This window comes from Kerstersia similis (assembly GCF_965139615.1).
Taxonomy (GTDB): Bacteria; Pseudomonadota; Gammaproteobacteria; order Burkholderiales; family Burkholderiaceae_B; genus Kerstersia; species Kerstersia similis.
Genome location: NZ_CBCSIQ010000011.1, coordinates 52,460 through 73,496, shown reverse-complemented (window position 1 = coordinate 73,496; position 21,037 = coordinate 52,460). Strand labels below are relative to the sequence as shown.

19 protein-coding genes and 1 tRNA gene are annotated in these 21,037 nt (G+C 61.6%); 9 read left to right on the top strand and 11 right to left on the bottom strand.

Features of this window, described 5'->3' with window-relative positions; genetic code table 11:
• The first annotated feature begins 369 nt into the window (after window positions 1–369).
• A complete protein-coding gene (locus tag ACNA1V_RS08830; RefSeq protein ID WP_415833226.1) occupies window positions 370–2,049 on the top strand; it encodes a 2-isopropylmalate synthase in 1,680 nt (559 codons plus the stop codon).
• Between the two features lie 103 nt (window positions 2,050–2,152).
• On the opposite strand, the gene ACNA1V_RS08825 is transcribed toward ACNA1V_RS08830, so the two are convergent.
• From ACNA1V_RS08825 to ACNA1V_RS08805, 5 genes are all read right to left on the bottom strand, one after another.
• Window positions 2,153–2,491 (bottom strand): tRNA-binding protein, encoded by a 339-nt coding sequence (locus ACNA1V_RS08825; protein ID WP_415833225.1) that lies wholly within the window; start codon window positions 2,489–2,491, stop codon window positions 2,153–2,155.
• An 88-nt stretch (window positions 2,492–2,579) separates the two neighbouring features.
• A complete protein-coding gene (locus tag ACNA1V_RS08820; RefSeq protein ID WP_415833224.1) occupies window positions 2,580–3,593 on the bottom strand; it encodes a DMT family transporter in 1,014 nt (337 codons plus the stop codon).
• A complete protein-coding gene (locus tag ACNA1V_RS08815) occupies window positions 3,587–4,183 on the bottom strand; it encodes a TetR/AcrR family transcriptional regulator (RefSeq protein WP_415833223.1) in 597 nt (198 codons plus the stop codon). Before ACNA1V_RS08815 ends, ACNA1V_RS08820 begins: the two co-directional genes overlap by 7 nt.
• A 253-nt stretch (window positions 4,184–4,436) precedes the next feature.
• On the bottom strand, window positions 4,437–4,802 hold the full coding sequence (locus ACNA1V_RS08810) for a YggL 50S ribosome-binding family protein (protein ID WP_415833222.1): 366 nt from the start codon (window positions 4,800–4,802) through the stop codon (window positions 4,437–4,439).
• Window positions 4,803–4,840: 38 nt separating this feature from the next.
• Window positions 4,841–4,916, bottom strand: a tRNA-Phe gene (locus ACNA1V_RS08805).
• A gap of 197 nt (window positions 4,917–5,113) precedes the next feature.
• On the opposite strand from ACNA1V_RS08805, the gene thpR reads away from it, so the two are divergent.
• The 6 genes from thpR to ACNA1V_RS08775 all read left to right on the top strand — a co-directional run bounded on the left by thpR (window position 5,114) and on the right by ACNA1V_RS08775 (window position 11,022).
• Entirely contained in the window at window positions 5,114–5,743 is a 630-nt protein-coding gene (gene thpR / locus ACNA1V_RS08800) for an RNA 2',3'-cyclic phosphodiesterase (RefSeq protein WP_415833221.1), read from the top strand.
• 218 nt (window positions 5,744–5,961) lie between these two features.
• A complete protein-coding gene (gene hdeA / locus ACNA1V_RS08795; protein ID WP_415833219.1) occupies window positions 5,962–6,270 on the top strand; it encodes an acid-activated periplasmic chaperone HdeA in 309 nt (102 codons plus the stop codon).
• Between the two features lie 329 nt (window positions 6,271–6,599).
• Window positions 6,600–7,976, top strand: a complete 1,377-nt coding sequence (locus ACNA1V_RS08790) for a DEAD/DEAH box helicase (RefSeq protein WP_415833218.1) — start codon at window positions 6,600–6,602, stop codon at window positions 7,974–7,976.
• A 100-nt stretch (window positions 7,977–8,076) separates the two neighbouring features.
• Window positions 8,077–8,661 carry a LysE family transporter gene (locus ACNA1V_RS08785; RefSeq protein WP_415833259.1) on the top strand — a complete coding sequence of 195 codons (585 nt, stop codon included), beginning with the start codon at window positions 8,077–8,079 and terminating at the stop codon, window positions 8,659–8,661.
• Between the two features lie 69 nt (window positions 8,662–8,730).
• Entirely contained in the window at window positions 8,731–10,338 is a 1,608-nt protein-coding gene (locus ACNA1V_RS08780) for a peptide chain release factor 3 (protein WP_415833217.1), read from the top strand.
• 39 nt (window positions 10,339–10,377) lie between these two features.
• Window positions 10,378–11,022 carry a hypothetical protein gene (locus ACNA1V_RS08775; RefSeq protein ID WP_415833216.1) on the top strand — a complete coding sequence of 215 codons (645 nt, stop codon included), beginning with the start codon at window positions 10,378–10,380 and terminating at the stop codon, window positions 11,020–11,022.
• A gap of 142 nt (window positions 11,023–11,164) precedes the next feature.
• Here ACNA1V_RS08775 and bfr read toward each other — a convergent pair whose 3' ends face one another.
• The 4 genes from bfr to rpoN form a co-directional block, all read right to left on the bottom strand.
• Window positions 11,165–11,641: a bacterioferritin gene (gene bfr, locus ACNA1V_RS08770; RefSeq protein WP_415833215.1), complete on the bottom strand. Its 477-nt coding sequence runs from the start codon at window positions 11,639–11,641 to the stop codon at window positions 11,165–11,167.
• Window positions 11,642–12,143: 502 nt separating this feature from the next.
• Window positions 12,144–12,386 (bottom strand): (2Fe-2S)-binding protein, encoded by a 243-nt coding sequence (locus ACNA1V_RS08765; RefSeq protein ID WP_415833214.1) that lies wholly within the window; start codon window positions 12,384–12,386, stop codon window positions 12,144–12,146.
• A gap of 157 nt (window positions 12,387–12,543) precedes the next feature.
• Entirely contained in the window at window positions 12,544–13,740 is a 1,197-nt protein-coding gene (locus ACNA1V_RS08760; RefSeq protein ID WP_415833213.1) for an MFS transporter, read from the bottom strand.
• 23 nt (window positions 13,741–13,763) lie between these two features.
• Window positions 13,764–15,149 carry an RNA polymerase factor sigma-54 gene (rpoN, locus tag ACNA1V_RS08755; RefSeq protein WP_415833258.1) on the bottom strand — a complete coding sequence of 462 codons (1,386 nt, stop codon included), beginning with the start codon at window positions 15,147–15,149 and terminating at the stop codon, window positions 13,764–13,766.
• A gap of 31 nt (window positions 15,150–15,180) precedes the next feature.
• On the opposite strand from rpoN, the gene ACNA1V_RS08750 reads away from it, so the two are divergent.
• Window positions 15,181–15,789 carry a hypothetical protein gene (locus tag ACNA1V_RS08750; RefSeq protein WP_415833212.1) on the top strand — a complete coding sequence of 203 codons (609 nt, stop codon included), beginning with the start codon at window positions 15,181–15,183 and terminating at the stop codon, window positions 15,787–15,789.
• A 45-nt stretch (window positions 15,790–15,834) separates the two neighbouring features.
• Here ACNA1V_RS08750 and ACNA1V_RS08745 read toward each other — a convergent pair whose 3' ends face one another.
• On the bottom strand, window positions 15,835–16,410 hold the full coding sequence (locus ACNA1V_RS08745; RefSeq protein ID WP_415833211.1) for a TetR/AcrR family transcriptional regulator: 576 nt from the start codon (window positions 16,408–16,410) through the stop codon (window positions 15,835–15,837).
• Between the two features lie 1,156 nt (window positions 16,411–17,566).
• Here ACNA1V_RS08745 and leuA point away from each other — a divergent pair.
• Window positions 17,567–19,270 carry a 2-isopropylmalate synthase gene (gene leuA / locus ACNA1V_RS08740; RefSeq protein ID WP_415833257.1) on the top strand — a complete coding sequence of 568 codons (1,704 nt, stop codon included), beginning with the start codon at window positions 17,567–17,569 and terminating at the stop codon, window positions 19,268–19,270.
• Window positions 19,271–19,534: 264 nt separating this feature from the next.
• Here the strand turns inward: leuA and ACNA1V_RS08735 are convergent, their stop codons facing one another.
• Entirely contained in the window at window positions 19,535–21,028 is a 1,494-nt protein-coding gene (locus ACNA1V_RS08735) for a tripartite tricarboxylate transporter permease (RefSeq protein WP_415833210.1), read from the bottom strand.
• Between the last annotated feature and the right edge of the window lie 9 nt (window positions 21,029–21,037).

Sequence of the window (21,037 nt, the reverse complement as noted above, 5' to 3'; positions counted from 1 at the left end):
GCGACGCCCCTGAACCCCTCTGCCGCGCGCTGGCAGCGAGCGCATGTAAAGGAGGGCCTGAACTGTCCTTTTTCATATATAGATTGTCTTTTTGAATAGAGAAAGACATGACCGTGCATCGTACACTTTTCTTCAATCGCAGGCATTCCTGACGCGCCATACCGTCTTCGCACCGCCTGTTCCCAAGGAAAATCATGTCCGGCTTCTTGTCGCTACGCCCCTCGCTGCTAGCCCTGACCCTGCGTCGGGGTCTGAGCACGCCTGCGTGCGCCCAGACCTGCACTGATTCCCCCTGACCCCGACCACACCGCAGCCTGCCCAGCCAGGCCAGGGGAATCAGTCACACAGGATCGACCGGAGACACTCCCCATGCTGCAGCAACCCGACACCAAATATCAGGCCTTCCCGCCCATCCATCTGCCAGACCGGCAATGGCCCTCGCGCGTCATCACGCAGGCGCCCGTCTGGCTCTCCACGGATCTGCGCGACGGCAATCAGGCTCTCTTCGAACCCATGAACCGGCAGCGCAAGCTGCGCTTGTTTCATGAGTTGGTGCGCCTGGGGTTCAAGGAAATCGAAGTCGGCTTTCCGGCTGCCTCGCAAACCGACTACGACATCGTGCGTAGCCTGATCGACGAGCGGCAGATTCCCGCCGACGTCACCCCCATGGTCATGACGCAACTGCGCGAAGACCTGATCCGCCGCACCGTGGAAAGCGTGCGCGGCGCCCCGCGCGTGATCGTGCATTTCTACAACGCCATCGCCCCGGCATGGCGCGAGCTGGTGTTCGGCTTGAGCGTGCCCGAAATCATCGTCATGGTGGAAAAGCACATCGCGCTCTTGAAGACCCTGACCGCGCAGCACCCGGAAACCGAATGGGTGTTGCAGTATTCCCCCGAAACGTTCTGCATGGCAGAGCTGGACGTATCGCTGGCCGTCTGCAACGCCGCCATCGCTGCCTGGGACGCTGGCCCCGGCCGGCCCATGATCATCAACCTGCCCACCACCGTGGAAGTCTCCACGCCCAATGTCTTTGCCGACCAGATCGAATGGATGGACCGGCGCCTGCACCGGCGCGAACACATCGTGCTGTCGGTGCACCCGCACAATGACCGCGGCACCGGCGTGGCCTGCGCGGAACAGGCCCTGCTGGCGGGCGCGCAGCGCGTGGAAGGCTGCCTGTTCGGCAATGGTGAACGCAGCGGCAACGTGGATATCGTCACCTTGGCGCTCAACCTCTACACACAGGGCATCCACCCCGGCCTGGATTTCTCCGATATCGCCGCCGTCGCCCGCGTCGCGGAGGAATGCACATCGCTGCCCATCCATCCACGCCATCCCTACGCCGGCGACCTCGTGTTCACCGCCTTCTCGGGATCGCACCAGGATGCCATCGCCAAAGGCTTTGCGGCCCAGCAGCCTGGCAGCATCTGGCGTGTCCCCTACCTGCCGATAGACCCCAAGGACCTGGGACGCACCTACGACAGCATCGTGCGCGTCAACAGCCAATCCGGCAAGGGCGGCATTGCCTACCTGCTGGAACGCGACCACGGCATTGCCATGCCGCGCCGCATGCAAGTGGAATTCAGCGCCATCGTGCAACGCCATGCCGATAGCAGCGAAACGGAGATCAGCAGCGAAGCGATCTGGGACCTGTTCCGCCAGACCTATCTCATGCCGTGGCAGCCCGGTCATTTCCGCTACCTTGCCCACACCCTGCGCGATGTCGCCACCGGCCAGGAAATTCAGCTGCAGCTGGCTTTACCCGGCGCGCAAGCCCGGCATCGGCAGATTGCCGGACAGGGCAACGGCCCGATTGCCGCGACGGTCGCCGCACTCGACGCTCTACTGCGTATAGACGCCTATGAGCAACGCAGCCTGGGCACAGGCGCACAGGCTCAATCCGTCGCCATCATTGAAATGGCGCACCCGGATGTCACTGGCAGCCGCTTCGGCGTCGGTATCCATGAAAACATCGCAACGGCCTCTGTCCTGGCAGTAATCAGCGCCTACAACCGGGTACGGCAGGCGCTGCCTGTCATGGCTTAGATCAATGGCCTAGCGCCCTACCGGCAGGGCTGAGCGTATCAGGCAGCACGCGCGCTCAGCCCTCCGTCCTTGCCACTCAGCCTCCCCGGCAACCGCCGGGGTTTCAGCAAAGCCTTGCACCCAAGGGCACGGTTCCATCCGGCATGCACAGCGCGACGGCACCACTTTCATTGTGGAAGCCCGTCACCAGGCATTCGGACATCAATGGCCCAATCTGCTTGGGCGGAAAATTGACAACGGCTACCACCAGCTTGCCCAGCAACGATTCCGGCGTGTACAGATCCGTGATCTGCGCGCTCGACTTGCGCTGGCCGATCTCCGGCCCGAAGTCCACCACAAGCTTGAAAGCCGGCTTGCGCGCCTGCGCGAAGACTTCGGCCTGGATGATGCGACCGACGCGCAATTCGACCTTGGTGAAGTCATCCCAGGAAATGGTTGCCATGATTGATCTCTGCTCCAGATTGAAAAAACGGCACTGCCCATGAACACATATCTGCCAACACACCCATGCCGCAGAAGCCCTGGCGCACTCAGCCGGCCGGCACCGAAACCGGTGCCGGCGCCCGCGCCCTTACCCGTCCTGGCCAGGTAATGCAGACCAGGCACGCAAGAATCAGCGCAACACCCAGCCAACCCAGCGCAGGCAGGCGCTCCCCGATCACCACGGCGGCCAGGCCTGCAGCAAACACCGGCTCCAGCAAAGTCACCGTTGTTGCCGTGCTGGCCTGCACACGCGCCAGGCCGTAGCCAAAACATACATAGCCCAGGAACATGGGGACCAGGGCCATGTAGATGCCCACGGCCGCGTTGTTCCAGGACGCAAGAAATGGGGCGCCAGTCGCGAACAGCACCGGCATCAGCAGCAGCCCGCCCCCGCCGAATACCGCGCCCATCGCCGCCCTGGCCGGAATGCCACGCTGCATCAGGCGTCGCGCCGCCCAGGAATACAAGGCATAGCTCAGGCCTGCCAACAGCCCCAGCCATACGCCAGTGGTGACATCAGGCGCCAGCACGGCACTGGCGCCGCTGCCTTCGGCCAGACTCAGCAGCGCCATGCCCAAGAGACCCAACACGGCGCCGCAGCCCCAGCGCATGCTCACGCGCGTACCGTCCAGCACCATTTCAATCACTGCCGACAGCAAGGGCGCAGAACCCAGGGAAACCACCGTGCCTATCGTGACACCAGCCAGGCGCATGGACGCGTAGAAAGCCAGCGGATAAACCGCCACCGCCATGGCGCCCAACAGCAGCCAATGCCACTGCAGGCGCAGCGCGCCCAGATGGCGCAAGATGGGTCGCACCGCAATCAGCGCCTGCAGCAGGCCACCTATGCCCATTGCCGCTGCCCCTATGGCCGCTGCCCCCACTTCCGGCGCAAAAGTGGCGGACACCCCTGTCGTCGCCCACAGAACGCAGGCGAACAGAATGGCCGACACGCCCATCAGGTACTCCCTGCCCGGCGTCGCACGGCCCGCCGGATGCGACGTCACCGGGTCTCCCGGCGGGATGGTTGCCAGCGGCTCACGCGAGCGCGTGCTCACCATTGCTCCAGCAAACCGGCCGCCATTTGCCGGGCCTGGTGCAGGCATTGGCTATTGCCCTCCAGCCCGGCCCGCGCCACGGCGCCTTCCAGCAGAAAGGCCAAGTGCCTGGCCAGCGGCGCTGCTCGTTCGGCGTCGCCTGCCAGATACGCGGTGAGATGTCGGGCCAGCAGGGCTTCCACCTCTTCCTTGTAAGCCCGGATCGCTTGGCGGCTGGCGTCTTCCACTGGCAGCTCTGCTGCGGCATTCCATTGGCCGCAACCACGGAAACCGCGCTCATAGGCGAACTCGGCATGATCGACATACGCATCGAACACCGCCAGCACCTGCTCTACCGGCGCCCTGGCCTGCTGCAAGCGCGCTGCATACAGTGCCAGCCATTCCTCGTGGCGGGCCTGCAAATAGGCAGCCACCAGCTCGGCCTTGGAGCTGAAATTGTTGTAGAGGCTTTTCTTCGCCACCCCGGCCTGCTTCACGATGGCATCTATACCCGTGCCCGCAATGCCGTCGCGATAGAACAGAACCGCCGCTGCGCCCAGCAGCCGATCATGGGCGCTGATGCGCGCCGTGCCATCCTGGCGGGTGCCTGCCATGAAATCACCTGTAAGCGAAAAGTAGTTAGACCAGTATAGCTACTTTTGGATAAAAAAAACGCGGCAATCCGAAAACCCCGCGTCCTATGCCAGCATGCCGCCGTGTACCACACCCGGCCGTGGCGGCTGCCAATGCCGGAATCTCCACGCCGACAGGCCAGCACACCGTGCACGGCACGGCCCGACCGCGCAGCCGGCCATGTGGCCGGTTGCCGCAACGGTTCAGCCCTGGCCGCACCGGTCATTCAATCCATCAATGCCAGCCGTACCAGGCATCGGCCAGTTCGCCCACCGTTACCTGCGTGACATCACCGCGTTGTTGCAGCCACTGCAACACGGCTTGCCTGTCGTCCTCGGAGGGAGAGCCGGCACATGCGGAAACCATGCCGTCCAGTACACCTCGTCCGACACTGCCGCCGAAGAACAGATCGCGCGATTCGATCATTTCGATCAATGCATCCAGCAGCGCATCGCTGTCGTCATTCGCGGAGAATGAAGCACGGACTTCGAAAATGAATTGCTGGAATTCGCCCACGTGCAGCTTTTTACGCTGGCGGGCATTGAGGCGGCGCAGCCGCTTGCCCGTCGGGGCATTGGAAGAGAAATAGGAAGCAGACATAAAAAAATCCCCGATGATACGGGGATTTTTGAATTCTTTGGTGGCCTGGGGCGGAATCGAACCACCGACACGCGGATTTTCAATCCGCTGCTCTACCAACTGAGCTACCAGGCCAACGCTTGCTTGAGCAAGAATTGCATTCTAGCACCATTTTTTTTAGATTGTCCAATATATTTTTCAGTCCTAACGCTTTCCAGCCCGCCGTCGCCCTGCATTGGCGAACCGGCTGACATGTCGCCCCGCTTTCTTGCACCGCCTCCTCGCCCCGTTTCCCGCCCGGAACACACGGAAGCCCCTCTGGAGATCCTGCCATGCCTGCTAGCCCGCTTCCCACCGACACCTCGACAGCCTTCGGCCCTGATTCCGCCGCGCCCTGGCGGCGCTGCTTCCTTGCCCTGGCACCCGATACCGCCACGCGCGACGCCCTGGCAGCCGCCCCACTGCCTGCATCGGTGCAGGCTGCCGCCCCGGACGACCTGCATCTGACCCTGGCCTTCCTGGGAGCCGTCACACCGGCACAGGGCCAGTCACTGATCCAGGCATTGCCGCACCTGGCGCGCAAGCTCCCGCCCTTGCCATTCCAGCACAACGCCACCTGGCCCAATACCGACGCCCCCCGCGTCGAAGTTGCCTGCTACGCTTTTGCCCCCGAACTGCAAGCACTGCTGTCCGATACCCATGCCGTCCTGCGCCAGCTCGGCCTGCCTATCGAGGCCCGTCCGTTTCGCCCCCACGTCACCCTGGGCCGCTACCCCCGGCATGCCACGCCAGTGGCTGGGCAGCAGCCCGCAATCCTCATGCCACCAACCGCCCGCTTTACGGCCATCGGCCTTTACACCAGTCTGCGCCATACCGCGTCCCAGCCCGAATCCCTGCCGCCTGACACAGATCAAACCCATGCCAGACCTCACTATTTCCTGATGGCGCACCACGAGCTATAACCACTTTATAGTCATGGTTTCATTTGCAAACATTTCTTGAGCTTCCTTATCGCCCATATTCAAGACAATGCCCATATGCTTATAGAGAAATGTATGGCCGTCACGGGCTGCCAACAGGCGCCGTGACCGACATATCGCCGGCAGCCGCGCTCCACGCTTGCCGGTACTGCAGTGCCGGAGCCCATGAATTTCACAGTCACGCCTATTCGGAGTCTGAAATGAAGAAAACCGCATGCATGATCGCTCTCGCCAGTGCCGCCGTCCTGCCTTTCGCCAGCCAGGCCAACGCTGAGAAACCCGTCGCCCTGTGGCTTTGCAGCGACTACGTCGCCCTGGACGAAAGCTACCGTCCGGTCGCTGTCGGTTTCGCTGCTGCCGTGAACCAGGATGGCAAGGTTGAAGACGCCGTGCTGGATTCCGACGGTATCGCCAAGGTGCAACCGCAACTGCTGCAGGTCTGCAATGAAAACCCGCAAATCGCCTTGCGCGATGCGCTGGTCCAGGCACAAGGCAAAGTAGCCAAGTAAGCCCCCCAAGCTGCGCCAGCGAGGCTGAGACCCGCAGGCGCCCCCGACAGGCCCTGCCCCCAGGGCCTGTTGTCGTTTCAGCCCATGTCAGATAAACATCCAGCGCCGGTCATGCCCGTACTGCGATGCATAGATTCTGACTCCCGCTCACTGCGTCCGCTACAATCATCGCTTACGCGTGCACGCAGTTCCAATCCGCATGCCGTGTCCACCCATGCCCCGGCCTGACTGGCCGCCAGTTCCCGCATGTGTGTTTCTCCCTCCCGTTCATTGCGCCCGCCCCGATTGGAGTTGCTCTCAGGAACAACTGGCTGGCGCCGGAGCTTCTTTTGTCTCAGCCCATTTCCTTTACCGACCTCGGCCTCGCGGAGCCATTGCTGCGCGCCATTGCCGACGTTGGTTACAGTCAGCCCACCCCCATCCAGGCCCAAGCCATTCCGCAAGTTCTGCAAGGCGGCGACCTGATGGCGGCCGCCCAGACTGGTACAGGCAAGACCGCCGGCTTTACCCTGCCCATCCTGCACCTGCTGCTGGAACGTCCGATTGCGGGCGGCCGCCGTCCTGGCCGCCCACGCGTCCTGATCCTCACCCCGACCCGTGAACTCACGGCCCAGGTTGAAGAATCAGTGAAAACCTACGGCAAATACACGCAACTGAAATCCATGGTGATGTTCGGCGGCGTCAACATCAACCCGCAAATCACCGCGCTGAGAAAACCGCTGGATATCCTGGTCGCCACACCTGGCCGCCTGCTGGATCACGCATCGCAGCGCACGGTCGATCTGTCCGGCGTGGAAATCCTCGTACTCGATGAAGCCGACCGCATGCTCGACATGGGTTTCATCCGTGACATCCGCAAAGTGCTGGCGCTGCTGCCTGCCAAGCGGCAGAACCTGCTGTTTTCCGCCACCTTCTCCGACGAAATCCGCACCCTGGCCCGGGGCGTACTGGCCAACCCGGCGGAAATTTCCGTCGCCGCCCGCAACACCACCGCCGAACGCGTGGACCAGAGCGTGCACCTGATTCCCCAGGCGCACAAACGCGATGCCGTCAGCCACCTGATCCGCAACAACGGCTGGCATCAGGTGCTGGTCTTCACCCGCACCAAGCACGGCGCCAACCGCCTCGCAGAAAAGCTGGTGAAGGATGGCCTGTCCGCTGCCGCCATTCATGGCAACAAGAGCCAGTCGGCCCGTACCCGTGCCCTGGACGGCTTCAAAAACGGCCAGGTCGCCGTCCTCGTCGCCACGGATATCGCCGCGCGCGGCCTGGACATCGACCAACTGCCGCAAGTCATCAACTTCGAATTGCCCAATGTGCCGGAGGACTACGTTCACCGCATCGGTCGTACGGGCCGTGCCGGTGCTGCCGGTTCCGCGATTTCGCTGGTCGATACCGAAGAAATCAAGCTGCTCAAGGCCATCGAAAAGCTGATCCGCCGCCCGATCGAACAGCTGCCCATTCCCGACTGGACGCCGCCAGCCGTCACCGAGCCGGCCGATCCGCGTGAAGAACGTGATCTGCGCAACAGCCTCGGACGCGGACGCGGCGGCCCTGCACCGCGCCGCAATTCATCCGGACCGCGCTCCGGCGACAGCCGGCCGCGTGGCACGGGCGCAGCCAGCCATGCCCGTCCTGGCGGCAGCGGCAACCGCAGCAGCGCCGGCGTGCGGCGGCCTGGCAACGACCGGGGCGGCAAAGCTTAACCCCGACGGGCCGACCGCTTACAATTCCGCTTTCTTTCCGCGCGCCTGAACCGCCATGACCTTCTCCACCTGGCTAGCTTTTTTTGCCGCGTCCTGGGCGATTTCCTTTTCGCCTGGTGCCGGTGCCATCTGCGCCATGTCCTCCGGACTGCGCTATGGCTTCGCACGCGCCTGGTGGAGCACGCTGGGTTTGATTCTCGGCATCATGCTGCAGATCGCCATCGTCGGCATCGGCCTGGGCGCGCTGCTGGCCACCTCGGAATTGGGCTTTGCCGTCGTGAAATGGCTGGGCGTGGCCTACCTGATCTATCTGGGATGGAAGCAGATCCGTACGGATGCAGCGCCGGTCGATGCCTCGGGCAATCAACCGCGCGCCAGCGCTTCCATACGCGAGCTGGTGATGAGGGGTTTTTTCATCAACGCCAGCAATCCCAAGGGCACGGTATTCCTGCTTGCGGTCGTCCCGCAATTCCTTGATGCCAGCCGCCCGCTGCTGTCGCAATACGGTGCCATTGCCGGCACCATGGCGCTCACCGATCTGGTCGCCATGTCTTGCTACAGCCTGCTAGCCACCCGCGTATTGAGCCTCTTGCGCAGCCCGCGCCACATTCGCTGGCTGAACCGCACGTTCGGCGGGATGTTCATCCTTGCAGGCGTCGTGCTTGCCGGCTTCCGCCGCCACTAAACCCTTATCATCGTGCAGGCGGCGCGGTCCTTGCGGGCTGCGCCGCCAGCGCAGAACCTGTCATCCGCCATGTCGATTTCCTCCGAAGTTTCCCGGCGCCGCACCTTCGCCATCATTTCCCACCCTGACGCCGGCAAAACCACCATCACGGAAAAGCTGCTGCTGTTCACAGGCGCCATCCAGATCGCTGGTAGCGTGAAGGCGCGCAAGGCGTCCCGGCATGCCTCGTCCGACTGGATGGAAATCGAAAAGCAGCGCGGCATTTCCGTTGCTTCATCGGTCATGCAGACCGAGTATCGCGACTACGTCATCAACCTGCTCGACACACCGGGCCACCAGGACTTCTCCGAAGACACCTACCGGGTGCTAACCGCGGTTGACGCCGCGCTGATGGTGATTGACGCTGCCAATGGTATCGAACCCCAGACCATTCGGCTGCTGCAAGTCTGTCGCGCACGCAACACGCCCATCATTACCTTCATCAACAAGCTGGACCGCGAAGTTCAGGAACCGCTGGATCTGCTCGCCGAAATCGAAGAGCACCTGGGGATGGACGCCGTCCCCTTCTCCTGGCCGGTCGGCATGGGCAAGCAATTCAAGGGCGTGTTCGACATCCGCAACGACCGCATGCGCGTGTTCCAGCCGGGGCAGGAACGCCTGCCCAGCGATGATGAAATCATCGAAGGACTGGACAACCCGGCCGTCGCCAGCCGCTTTGGCGACAATTACGACAAGGCCCGTGGCGAGATAGAACTCATCCGCGAAGCGGCCCCCGCCTTCGACCGCGAGGCCTTCCTGGACGGCCGCCAAACGCCTGTCCTGTTCGGTTCTGCCATCAACAACTTCGGCGTGCAGGAAGTGCTCGATACGCTGGTGGACCTGGCGCCGCCGCCGGGACCGCGCCATGCGGTCGAACGGGAAGTCCGCCCGGATGAACCGAAGTTCAGCGGCATGGTGTTCAAAGTCCAGGCCAATATGGATCCTGCGCACCGCGACCGCATCGCCTTTATCCGTGTCAGCTCGGGGAAATTCACGCGCGGCATGCGCCTGAAGGTCAGCCGCACGAACAAGGAAATCCGTCCCAACAACGTGGTGTCCTTCCTGTCCCAACGCCGTGATCTGGTGGAAGAAGCCTATGCCGGCGACGTCATCGGTATTCCCAACCATGGCGTGCTGCAGCTGGGCGACGTCCTGACCGAAGGCGAAACCCTGCACTTCACCGGCCTGCCTTTCTTTGCCCCCGAGCTGTTCCAGCAAGTCGAAGTCAAAGACCCGCTGCGCGTGAAGCAATTGCGTACCGGTCTGGTGCAACTGGGCGAGGAAGGTGCGATTCAGGTGTTTCGACCGATTGCAGCCGGTGGCGCCATGCTGCTGGGCGCGGTCGGCCAGCTGCAGTTCGAAGTGGTCATGCACCGGCTCAAGACCGAGTACGGCGCCGAGGCGCGCATGATGCCTTCACGCTACACCATGGCACGCTGGATTACCTCCGACAATCCTCGTGCGCTGCAAAAATTCATGGATGCCAATGCCGCCCATATCGCCTATGATGTGGTCGATGCCCCGGCCTTCCTGGCCACATCCGGAGCGGCTTTGCGGGTCGCCCAGGATCTCTATCCCGACGTCCAGTTCCACGCCATGCGTGAACATGGCGGCCACGTTTTCAGTAAAACGCCCTGACGGCGCACGTATGGAAATCAACAACAACGAGCAACGTTCATGTCCTGGCGATCTATCCTGATCATCATCGTCCTCGTGCTTGGCGCTGCCGGTCTTGCCGGCATGCAGCTGGGCGACTGGCTGGTGTCGCGCGCACCGACAACCGCTCCTCCGCCCCATGCCACAGGCGAGGATGCCGACAACGTTCTGGATGCAGACGGACGCCCGTATGTGGCACAGCCGCCACAGCCGCGTCTGGATGGCACGCTGGGCGTGCCTGAAACGCACCCGGCCGAGTGGAACGTGCCCATGGTCTCGCTGCTCGATACGGTCAATGACCCGAATGTCATGGTGTCCCGCGCCAAGGTCACGCCAGAAAGCCTGCAGCTCGTCACCCGCGGTGCCTCTCCGCTGCCTGCCGATACCCGGCAGGACGACACGCCACCGGCAGCCGATATCCGCGACATCCGGGATCTGCGCGCCGCCCTGGCTGACGATCCCGGCTACCCGCCGGTCGTGGCCCCCAGTGCCTCGCATTCCAGTGCCACAGGCGACTGGCAGGCGGCATTGCGTCGCGAACTGCAGGTCTGTGCCGACACCATGGGCTTTTTCGAACGCCCCAGCTGTGCCTGGGCCGCCCGTCGCAAGTACTGCGAGCCCAATAACGCCTGGGGCACCACACGCGACTGTCCGGAGCGCCGCTGAAACCGCAGCGCACGCCAACTGCCCCTCAACGGCAAAACGCCACGGCAGCCCTTAAACGGGCACCGTGGCGTTTTTCATGGCAGCAAGGCAGGCTAGACAGTCCTGGGCCGGACAGCTGGCCGCGCGTCCGCCCCAGACTCGCTCAATCCTCTTCGTGCATCTGGTGCTGCAGATAGTTTTGCAAGCTGACCTGCTCGACCAGACCCATCTGCGTTTCCAGCCAGTCGATGTGTTCTTCGGTATCGTCCAGAATGCGGCGGAACAGGTCGCGCGTCACATAATCCTTGACCGACTCACAGTAGGCAATCGCCTCCAGCAGCGTCGCATGCTCATCGCGTTCGAGATTCAGGTCACAGGACAGGATTTCCGGCACATCTTCGCCAATGCGCAACTTGTGCAAATCCTGCAGATTGGGCAAGCCATCGAGCATGAAAATCCGCTCCATGAGCTTATCGGCATGCTTCATTGCGTGGATGGAAACATCGTACTCATGCTTGCCCAAACGGTTCAGGCCCCAATGGCGCAGCATGCGCGCATGCAGGAAATACTGATTAATGGCCGTCAGCTCATTGGTCAGTTGCGCATTCAAATACTTGATAACCTGTCTATCGCCTTTCATGATCGGCTCCGGCTTTTATGGTTCTGGGAAGGCAGCGGTATGCCATGAAGAAAGATGCAAACCCTTGGATGGCAATCTTGCCGGCAGGCAGGGTGCGGGAAAGCACGCCCCGGCAACGCCCGGTTCACCGCTGTAAACCCGGTCAGGCTAGCATCCATGCCGTGAAAAGCCCATGGTAGATGCGCATCTGGTAAACCGTCGTGCGACCCATGACAGGAAAGCTCTGGCAAATGAGAATGCGTCTGCAACTGCAAAATGCCGCTCGGGCAAGTCAGGCCTGGCGCGGCCTGACAGACGCAATTTTCATGAAAACCTTTTGATTTTCATGAAAAAAGTGCCGAAAAAGAAGGGAATGGCTGCAGAGAGACTCGCTGGCCAAATGAGAATGGCCAATCTGCGATGTTGTGTAAATCAGACAAGAAAGCGCTGCGCGGCACTGCCGATGGGCCCGCACCCTGAAGGAAAAGCAGGTCACGATGCCAGCAGACCACGCCGAGTATGATCAGGCTGCGACTTGCGAGGCAGCTGCCGGCAGGATCTCCGGCGCTGCGCCGACCGGCAACGCGACAGTCGCCACGGTGTGGCAGGCGCCGCCAGGTAGGTAGGAGCAAGCGCTCTCGGCGCAACGGCCACAACAACTGGCCACGCCGAGCTCATACTGGAGATCATCGAGCGTCGCGGCGCCGGAATCGACGCAAGCGCGAACCTGGCGCTCAGTGACAGCGTTACAAATACAAATGTACATGAGACTAATTATCTGGAAAGTCTCTGTGTTATGCAAGTGGATTTGCCCCGGCATGTACCGGGGTTTTCCCGAGCCGCCATCCGTCCGCCGCACGGGCCAGTCCCACGCAGGCGCGGCGCATCGGCCTGCCCCGGCCTGATCACCCGCTATCCAGGCCTTACGTTTTACGACGGTATGGCCCTGGGCCATGCGGCAGGCAACGCCAGAAGACGGCCGCTGCCGCCCAGCCCAGGGTGCCGACCACAAACGTTCCAACCGCCAGCGAAATGGCGCCCGTCAGGGCTGATAACAGCAGCGGCCCGGCGCTCGATCCGACATCCGACACCAGCCGCCATAGCCCCAGAAAATGATGGCGTCCCTGCGCAGGCGCTGCATCCGCGGCCAGGGTCATGATGATGCCGGAACTGATGCCGTTGCCGAACCCCAGCATCAAAGCTGCCGCCATGAATGAAATCACACCGGATGCAAACGGCATCAACATCAGGCTGGCGCCCATCAGAATGACGGAAGGTACCGCCACCCAGACACGGCCATGCCTATCCATGACCTTGCCCGCGTGGTAGAACACCGCCATGTCGAGCGCCGCCACCAGCCCGTAGATCACCGAAATCGCCACTGAATCCAAGCCCAGCTGTTCTGCCCACAAAGGCAAGACCACCTGGCGCGTGGCACGCAGCACACTGATCAGCAGAACACCAAAACCCAAGGTCAGGAACACACCGGCATGGGAACGCGCAATCGACGCGAGCGATATCTTGCCGTCCCCGGTGCTTGCCTGCGGTGCGGCGACTTCAAGCTCCGGCACTTTGTAGGCCAGCGCCCCGGCGCCCAGCATGGCGATCAGCGCCAGCAGATAGGCACCGGGCAGATCCATCAGGGCGATCAGGCACGCCCCAGCGAACGGCCCCACGAATGCCCCTATGCGGGCCGTGCCACCCAGCACCGACATCGCGCGGGCGCGCATCGCCAGCGGAACTGCCTGCACCAGATAGCTTTGCCGAGCCAGCTGAAACACCGACGCTGCCGCCCCCACCAGCAAGGTTGCGAGCGCCAACATCCATACCGTATGCGCCACCATCGCAATCAGCATGGCAACGGCGCTCAGCAGCGACGCTCCCACCATGGCACGCCGCTCGCCATAGCGGTTGACCAGCAACGCAGCCGGAATGTTGCTCACCAGCGAACCCAGCCCGATCAGCGCCGCCACCAGTCCGGCCACGGCATAGGAGGCTCCCAAACCGCGCACGCTCAACGCAATGACCGGCGTGATGGCCCCGATACCGACGCCAAAAAGCACGGACGGCCCATAGGCCGCCAGTGCAATCTTGCGCAAACTAAAAGAAGAATCGTCCATGTGTCAGCAATCGCCCCAGGGCATTAACCATCATCCATACGCAACAAGGCCATGGCCTTGCGCTGCGAGGCCGTCGGCACTCGCATGCCCTCGCGGTATTTCGCCACCGTACGGCGTGCCAGCTCCACGCCCCGTTCGGCCAGCTTGTTCATCAACTGGCTATCGGACAAGGGCTTGCGCGGGTCTTCCTGCTCCAGCATTTCCCGCATCATCGCCTGGATAGAGGCCGCCGAGGCCGACTCGCCATCCGCGGCCGGCACCCCGGTGCTGAAAAAGCGTTTCAGTTCCAGCGTGCCGTGCGGGGTCGCCATATATTTGCCCGCCGTCGCCCGCGAGACCGTGGACTCGTGCAGGCCCAAGGCTTCTGCAATCTCGCGCAGCACCATGGGTCGCAAGGCCACCATACCCGACTCAAAAAATGCCTGCTGACGCGCCACGATTTCGGTCGCGACCCGCAACAAGGTTTCAAAACGCTGCGCCACCTGGCGAATCAACCAGCGGGCCTGCTGTACATGGGCCTGCAAACCCTCATAGCTGCCGCGCGGTTCCTGCCCCAAGGCTTGCACATACGCATCATTCACGCTCAACCGGGGCACCAGATCCCCGTTGAGGCGCACACGCCAGCTTTTACCGCTACGGTAGGCGATGACATCCGGCACCGCATAATCCGCGACCGGAACGGTCCAGGCACGCCCCGGATGAGGATCCAGGCGCCGGATCAATGCATGGGCCAGGCGTATGTCCGCAGGTGAACATGCCAGCGCTTCACACAGGTGGGCCAGGCGTCCAGCCGCCAAGGATTCCAGATGGCTGCTGCACAGCTGCCGCGCCAAGGCCACGATGCCCGGGTCACGTGCTTCCGGCCAGACCGTCGGATCTGGCCGGCGCAACTGCAACAACAGGCATTCCGTCATATTCCTTGCGGCAATCCCTGCGGGCTCCATATTCTGCAGCAAGGCCAGCGCGGCCTCCAGCTCGCCCTGCTCGATGTCCAATGACGCCGGCAGATAGGCCAGGATTTCCTCGAAACTGGCGGCCAGATATCCGTTGTCATCCAGTTCGTCGATCAGGACGGTCATCAGTGCGATATCGCGCCGGCTCGCCCGGGTACAGCTGATCTGGCCCAGCAAATACTCGCGCAGCGAAGGCGCAGCCGCCGCTTCCGGGAAAAAATCGTCATCGCCATCATGCCGGGTGCCCGTCGCGCCGGAAAAAATATCCTCGCCAACCTCACTGGCAGGCGCCTGTTCGGGCGCTTCCAGCTCCAGCACTGGGTTTTCATTCAGTGCCTGTGCGATTTCCTGCTGCAAATCCAGCGACGATAGTTGCAAGAGGCGCAAGGCCTGTTGCAACTGTGGCGTCAGCACCAACTGCTGACTTTGGCGAATTTCCAGCGCGGGTCGTATCATGGGAACCATATTTTGCACCATAAGACCCGCCATGACTGCACCCAGCCAATATGATCTGCAAGTGTTGAATAATTATCTGCGTACCAAAGCGCAGCCCGCGCTGCTGCGCGATGGAGGAATAATCCTGTTTGCCGCCCTGGTCTGGCTATGGCTTTGCTGGCAAGGGCTGTCATATGCCCTGGCGCAACGCTATGAATTTCTGGCCAAATTCAGCACGGAGGCCCAAGGCATGGCCATGCGCAGCGGCCCTTATGTCTGGTGGACGCTGGCTGCGCTGTTGAGCCTGGGCGTCTTGTCCCTGCTGCGCGCCTGGGCGCGGGAAAGAATCAACCGCCATTGGGAACAAATCGTGCCGCCCGGTGAATTGGCACCCCTCTGCCACGACCTGTCAAACGATGGTCGCTCCGTATTGGATTGGGTCTGGCAAGATAGGGATATGCCACTGGCATTGGGCGACCTGAAACGCACCGTTACGGAACTGGCCAGCGGCCGCGTGGAAAAATTCCATATCGCCCGGGAACAGAATGCCGCCCTCACTGCAGCCCTGAAACCTGCAGCCAGCACGGCCTCCGCCACCCCAGCCAATACGGCTTCGCTATTCAAACCACAACGTCAGGAACCCCGCCTGCAGGCGGAATGAATTCGGCCAGGCATTCTCCGGGACGATCGCCCGGAGAATGCCTGTTCAGGCTGCGCTGGCAACCGGAACAGGCTGGCGGGCGCGAATCAGCGCAAAGGCACAGCGATGCGCCACATCCGCCGCAGCGGGCTCGCGATGAATCGCCATTGCGGCCATCGCACCTTCATAACAAAGCGTCAATTCGTTCGCCAATGCCTCGGCATCATCCGTCAGGCAGGCAACCAATTCCGTAAACATTTGATGCAGCCAACGGCGATACTCGCGCGCCACCTCCAAAACCGGTGCGCAGCCCTCGTTTTCCGCCACGGCCAGCAAAAAGGCGCAACCGCGATATTCCGTACGTGCGCCCATTTCCTGCAGAATACGGTAAGGCAGCACCGCCTTTTCCGCCGGATCCTGCTCTCCGCTTTCCAGCACCTGTTCACGCAGATACTGCGTAATCCTTTCGTATCGGTCTCTCAGATACGCAACCACCAATGCTTCCTTGGTGGCGAAATGCCGGTATAGCGTCGCTTTGGCAATACCCGCCTCGGCAATGATGCGATCGACCCCCACGGCCCGAATGCCCTCGGCATAAAACAAGCTGCCCGCGACTTCAATAATGTGTGCGCGCATATCCATATCAGATCCCCTACGGCCAACTCCGAAAATGACTGATTGTCATCTCTCAGGCCAGACAACAAAGTTCAATGCGAATGGCATACATCCAACAAATCTTGCCTGACAGCACCGCTGTCACTACCGTTCACAAGAGCAATGCTATCAAAATAATAATTCGCCTGGTTTTCCACCAATGCATTAGATCGCATCATGCCGCATTGCAAAAGAAATTCCAACCCCTACGAAAGGCGAAGTCTCGGGGGATTGACTGCGGCATTTCAGAAAATTCACGCACATAGAAGGACAACTACCAGGGAATTACGCATGATTTCCTGACACTTGCGATCCTCATCCTCAATATACGGATTTACCCCAAAAAGCCGAAATTATTTGAAGCCAAAAAATCATCATTTTTGACATACCCGGCAATGTCAATCCCAAAACCCAGGTATTCACCAATGGCGGGTGCAACGCACTGTCATCACAATAATTTGCTTATCCAGCCCAATCGCCACCCAATTAGTCATACAAATCGCGCAACATAGAACGATCATTTACGCTACGGCACCTTGTGCAATCACCTGTCCCGCATCCCGCATGCACAAGGACACAGCGCAGATCGAATTACAGTTTTTTTTAATACACAGCTATTTATTTTCTTATATCTGAAATAGCCGCCCATCCATTTGTACCCCAGAACCTGAATACAACAACTACAAAGCCAGGCCAGCGCTGACACTCCCGGCCGACCCGTTCCCCTCACACAACACAGCCTGCCAAAGTTGCCCGTACCCGACATGTTCTTCCCCGAAACCGGGTCCTGCGCACCTTTCAAGACATATGCATTGACTTTTCCCGTCAAACATGTTGGACTATAGGCACTATGGCCAATACGTCGATCCCCTCTCTCGACTTCCACGCAAGCATTTCTGCTCTGCGTGCCGGCCTGCGCCTGTCCATCGGCGCATCCATTGCCTCGCTGCACATTCAATCGCTACTACTACCGATCGGTTGCCGAGCCTAGTGCTCAGTGGCAGTTCGGCAGCCTGTCGCCACGCCTATACCCGTTCCCCGTTCAATTTCGCCGGCACAACCGGCACCCATGGCGTCCGCCGTGGGCGGGAGCCAGGCCGTGATTCACACTCCCTCAGCGGCTGTCTCCTTGATCCAAAGGTGCATCATGCTTGCCAATCCTTCTACCAAGTACCGTCCCTTCGTCCCGTTCACGCGTGATTTCTCCGAGCGCACCTGGCCCAGCCGTCGCATCGAGAAAGCCCCGATCTGGATGAGCACCGACCTGCGCGACGGCAACCAGGCCTTGATCGAACCCATGAGCGTAGAACGCAAGCTGCGTTTCTTCGACCAGCTCATCAAGATCGGTTTCAAGGAGATCGAAGTCGGCTTCCCGTCCGCATCGCAGACCGATTTCGACTTCGTGCGCAAGCTGATCGACGAAAAACGCATTCCCGATGATGTCCGCATCATCGTGCTGACCCAGTCGCGCCAGGATCTGATCGAACGCACCACCGAAGCCGCCGCTGGCGCCAAGCAAGCCATCATCCACCTCTACAACGCCTGCGCGCCCGCCTTCCGCAAGATCGTCTTCAAGATGTCGCCCGAGGAAGTGCGCGACCTGGCCGTGCGCGGTACGCAGTGGGTCATGGAAGCCCAGGCCAAGTACCCGCAGACGCAATGGGGCTACGAGTACTCGCCTGAAGTGTTCAGCACCACCGAACCCGAAGTGGCGCTGATGGTGGCCGACGCCGTGGCCCGCACCTGGGATGCCACACCGGAAAAGAAGCTGATCCTCAACTTGCCGGCCACCGTCGAGGCGACCACGCCCAACCTGTACGCCGATCAGATCGAATGGATGCACCGCAATCTGGAACGCCGCGACAGCATCATCATGAGCGTGCACCCGCACAATGACCGCGGCACGGCCGTGGCTGCCGCGGAATTCGCCGTCATGGCCGGTGCCGACCGTATCGAAGGCTGCCTGTTTGGCAGCGGTGAGCGCACCGGCAACGTCGATTTGGTGACGCTCGCGCTGAACCTCTATTCCCAGGGTGTGCATCCGGGCCTGGACTTTTCCGATATCGACGAAGTCCGCCGCTGTGCCGAATACTGCAATCAGTTGCCGGTGCACCCGCGCCACCCCTATGCCGGCGACCTCGTCTTTACGGCCTTCTCCGGTTCCCACCAGGACGCCATCAAGAAGGGCTTCGCGGTGCAGCAGCCCGATGCGCTCTGGGAAGTCCCCTACCTGCCGATCGACCCGGCCGACGTCGGCCGCAGCTACGATGCGATCATTCGCGTCAACAGCCAGTCGGGCAAGGGTGGCGTTTCCTATCTGCTGGAAAACGATCACGGCCTGGTCTTGCCGCGCCGCTTGCAGATCGAGTTCAGCCGCGCCATCCAGCACGTAACAGATACCACCGGCAAGGAAGTGACGGCCGAAGATGTATATGAAGTGTTCAGCCAGGAATACTTGGACCGCACCAAGCCCTGGAAGCTGGTGCGCCACCGTATCGAAGGCGACCCGACACAGGAAGAAAAGCGCCATTTCCGCGTGGAAGCCGTGCTGGAGCATGACGGCGAGACGCGTACCGTCACCGGTGAAGGCGAAGGCGCCATTACGGCATTCGTCGCCGCATTGGGCTTGCCGGTGCGCATCATGGACTACCACGAGCACGCCATCGGCACCGGCACGGACACCCGCGCCGCCTGCTATGTGGAAGTTCGCCTGGGCGAATCCCAAACCCGTTTCGGCGTCGGCATTCACCGTGACATCGTGACGGCATCGTTCCTTGCGGTGCTGGGTGCGGTCAACCGCCACCTGGCCGAAAACCCCGAACTGGCTGCGACCGCCAACGCGATTTGAGCCATGCTTTGATTTCCATGGAAGACTGAAGGGCGGCTACCGCCGCCCGCCGGAGCCCTGGCGCCAAACGCGCCGGATCCGCTCCCTGTGCGCATGTCGGGCGGCAGCCCGACGCGCGACGGCAGACCGGCCTATCCCGGCCTGCCGACCGGCACCGGCCACAAGCCAGTTACCGGCACGGAGACACCTGTTTCAAGACACCTGCTGCAAACACCATCCGCGTGCCGGCGCCTGCCTACCGGCCCAGGATGTGCAACAACGCGCTCAGCGACGCCGGATGCGGCGCCACAACGGGCCGATAACCGGCAGCAACAGCATGATGACAGCCAAGGTCATGATGCTGCCCGCCAGCGGATTCGACCAGAACACACCCAGCGAGCCATCCGATAGCAGCATGGATTGGCGGAAGGCATCTTCGGACTTGTCGCCCAGGATCATCGCCAGCACCAGCGGCGCCAAGGGAAAATCCAGCTTCTTGAAGACATAGCCCACGACGCTGAAAATCAGCAACAGCCACAGATCAAACGGCGCAGAGGCAACGGTGTAAGCCCCCGTCACGCAAACAATCACGATGACCGGCCCGATCACCGCGAAGGGAATGCGCAGGATGGCCGCAAAGATAGGTACCGTCAGCAGGGCGGTGAATACAGCAACGACATTGCCCAGGTACATGGAGGCTATCAGGCCCCAGACAAAGTCAGGCTGCTCGGCAAATAGCGTCGGCCCGGGCGTCAGGCCCCAGATCAGCAGCCCGCCCATCATCACGGCTGCCGTCGCGGAACCCGGGATACCCAGTGCCAGCATAGGCAACATCGCGCTGCTGCCCGCCGCATGATCGGCCGTTTCCGGTGCAATCACGCCTTCCGGCTCGCCTTTGCCGAAATTTGCGCCGCGCCGCGACAAGCGTTTGGCAATGCCGTAACTCATGAACGAGGCCGCTGTCGGGCCACCTGGCGTCACGCCCATCCAGCAACCGATCACGATGGAGCGTACATAGACCACGGCATAACGCGGCAGCTGCAACACGGTGGACAGAATCGCCCGCAAGCTGAGCCGGGAAGCCACGCCATTGAAACGCAAGCCTTCTTCCATGGTTAGCAGCAGTTCACCGATGCCAAAAATACCGATCACCGCCACCAGGAAGCTGATCCCGCGCACCAGTTCATCGCTGCCAAAAGTCAGCCGCATGGCGCCGGATATCGTATCCATGCCCACTGTCGCGCACGCCAGACCAATACCGATGGAGAGCAGCGTCTTGGCTGGCGCAGCGCCACTGAGACCGACAAAACTGGCGAACGCGAGCAGATAGACGGCGAAATATTCCACCGGCGAAAACTGCATGGCGAAACTGGCCACCCAGCCGGAAACCAGCGTGATCAGAATCACCCCGGCCAGCGCGCCGATGCCAGCAGAGCAGAAGGCAAATGTCAGCGCCTGCGCCGCCTTGCCTTGCTTGGCCATCGGATAGCCGTCAAAGGTGGTCGCCACCGATGAGGGTTCGCCCGGAATATTGAACAGGATGGACGTCGTGGAGCCGCCGAACAATGCCCCCCAATACATGCTGGTCAACAGAATGATGGCGGAGATGGGCTCCATGGTGAACGTCAGCGGCAGCAGCAAGGTCACGCCATTTGGCGCCCCCAGGCCCGGCAATACCCCGACCAGAATGCCCAGCAGGACACCCGCCAGCATCAGCAGGACATGGTAGCCGCTCAAGGCGATACCGAAGCCATGCAACAGGTAATCAAAGTTACTCATCGAGATTCC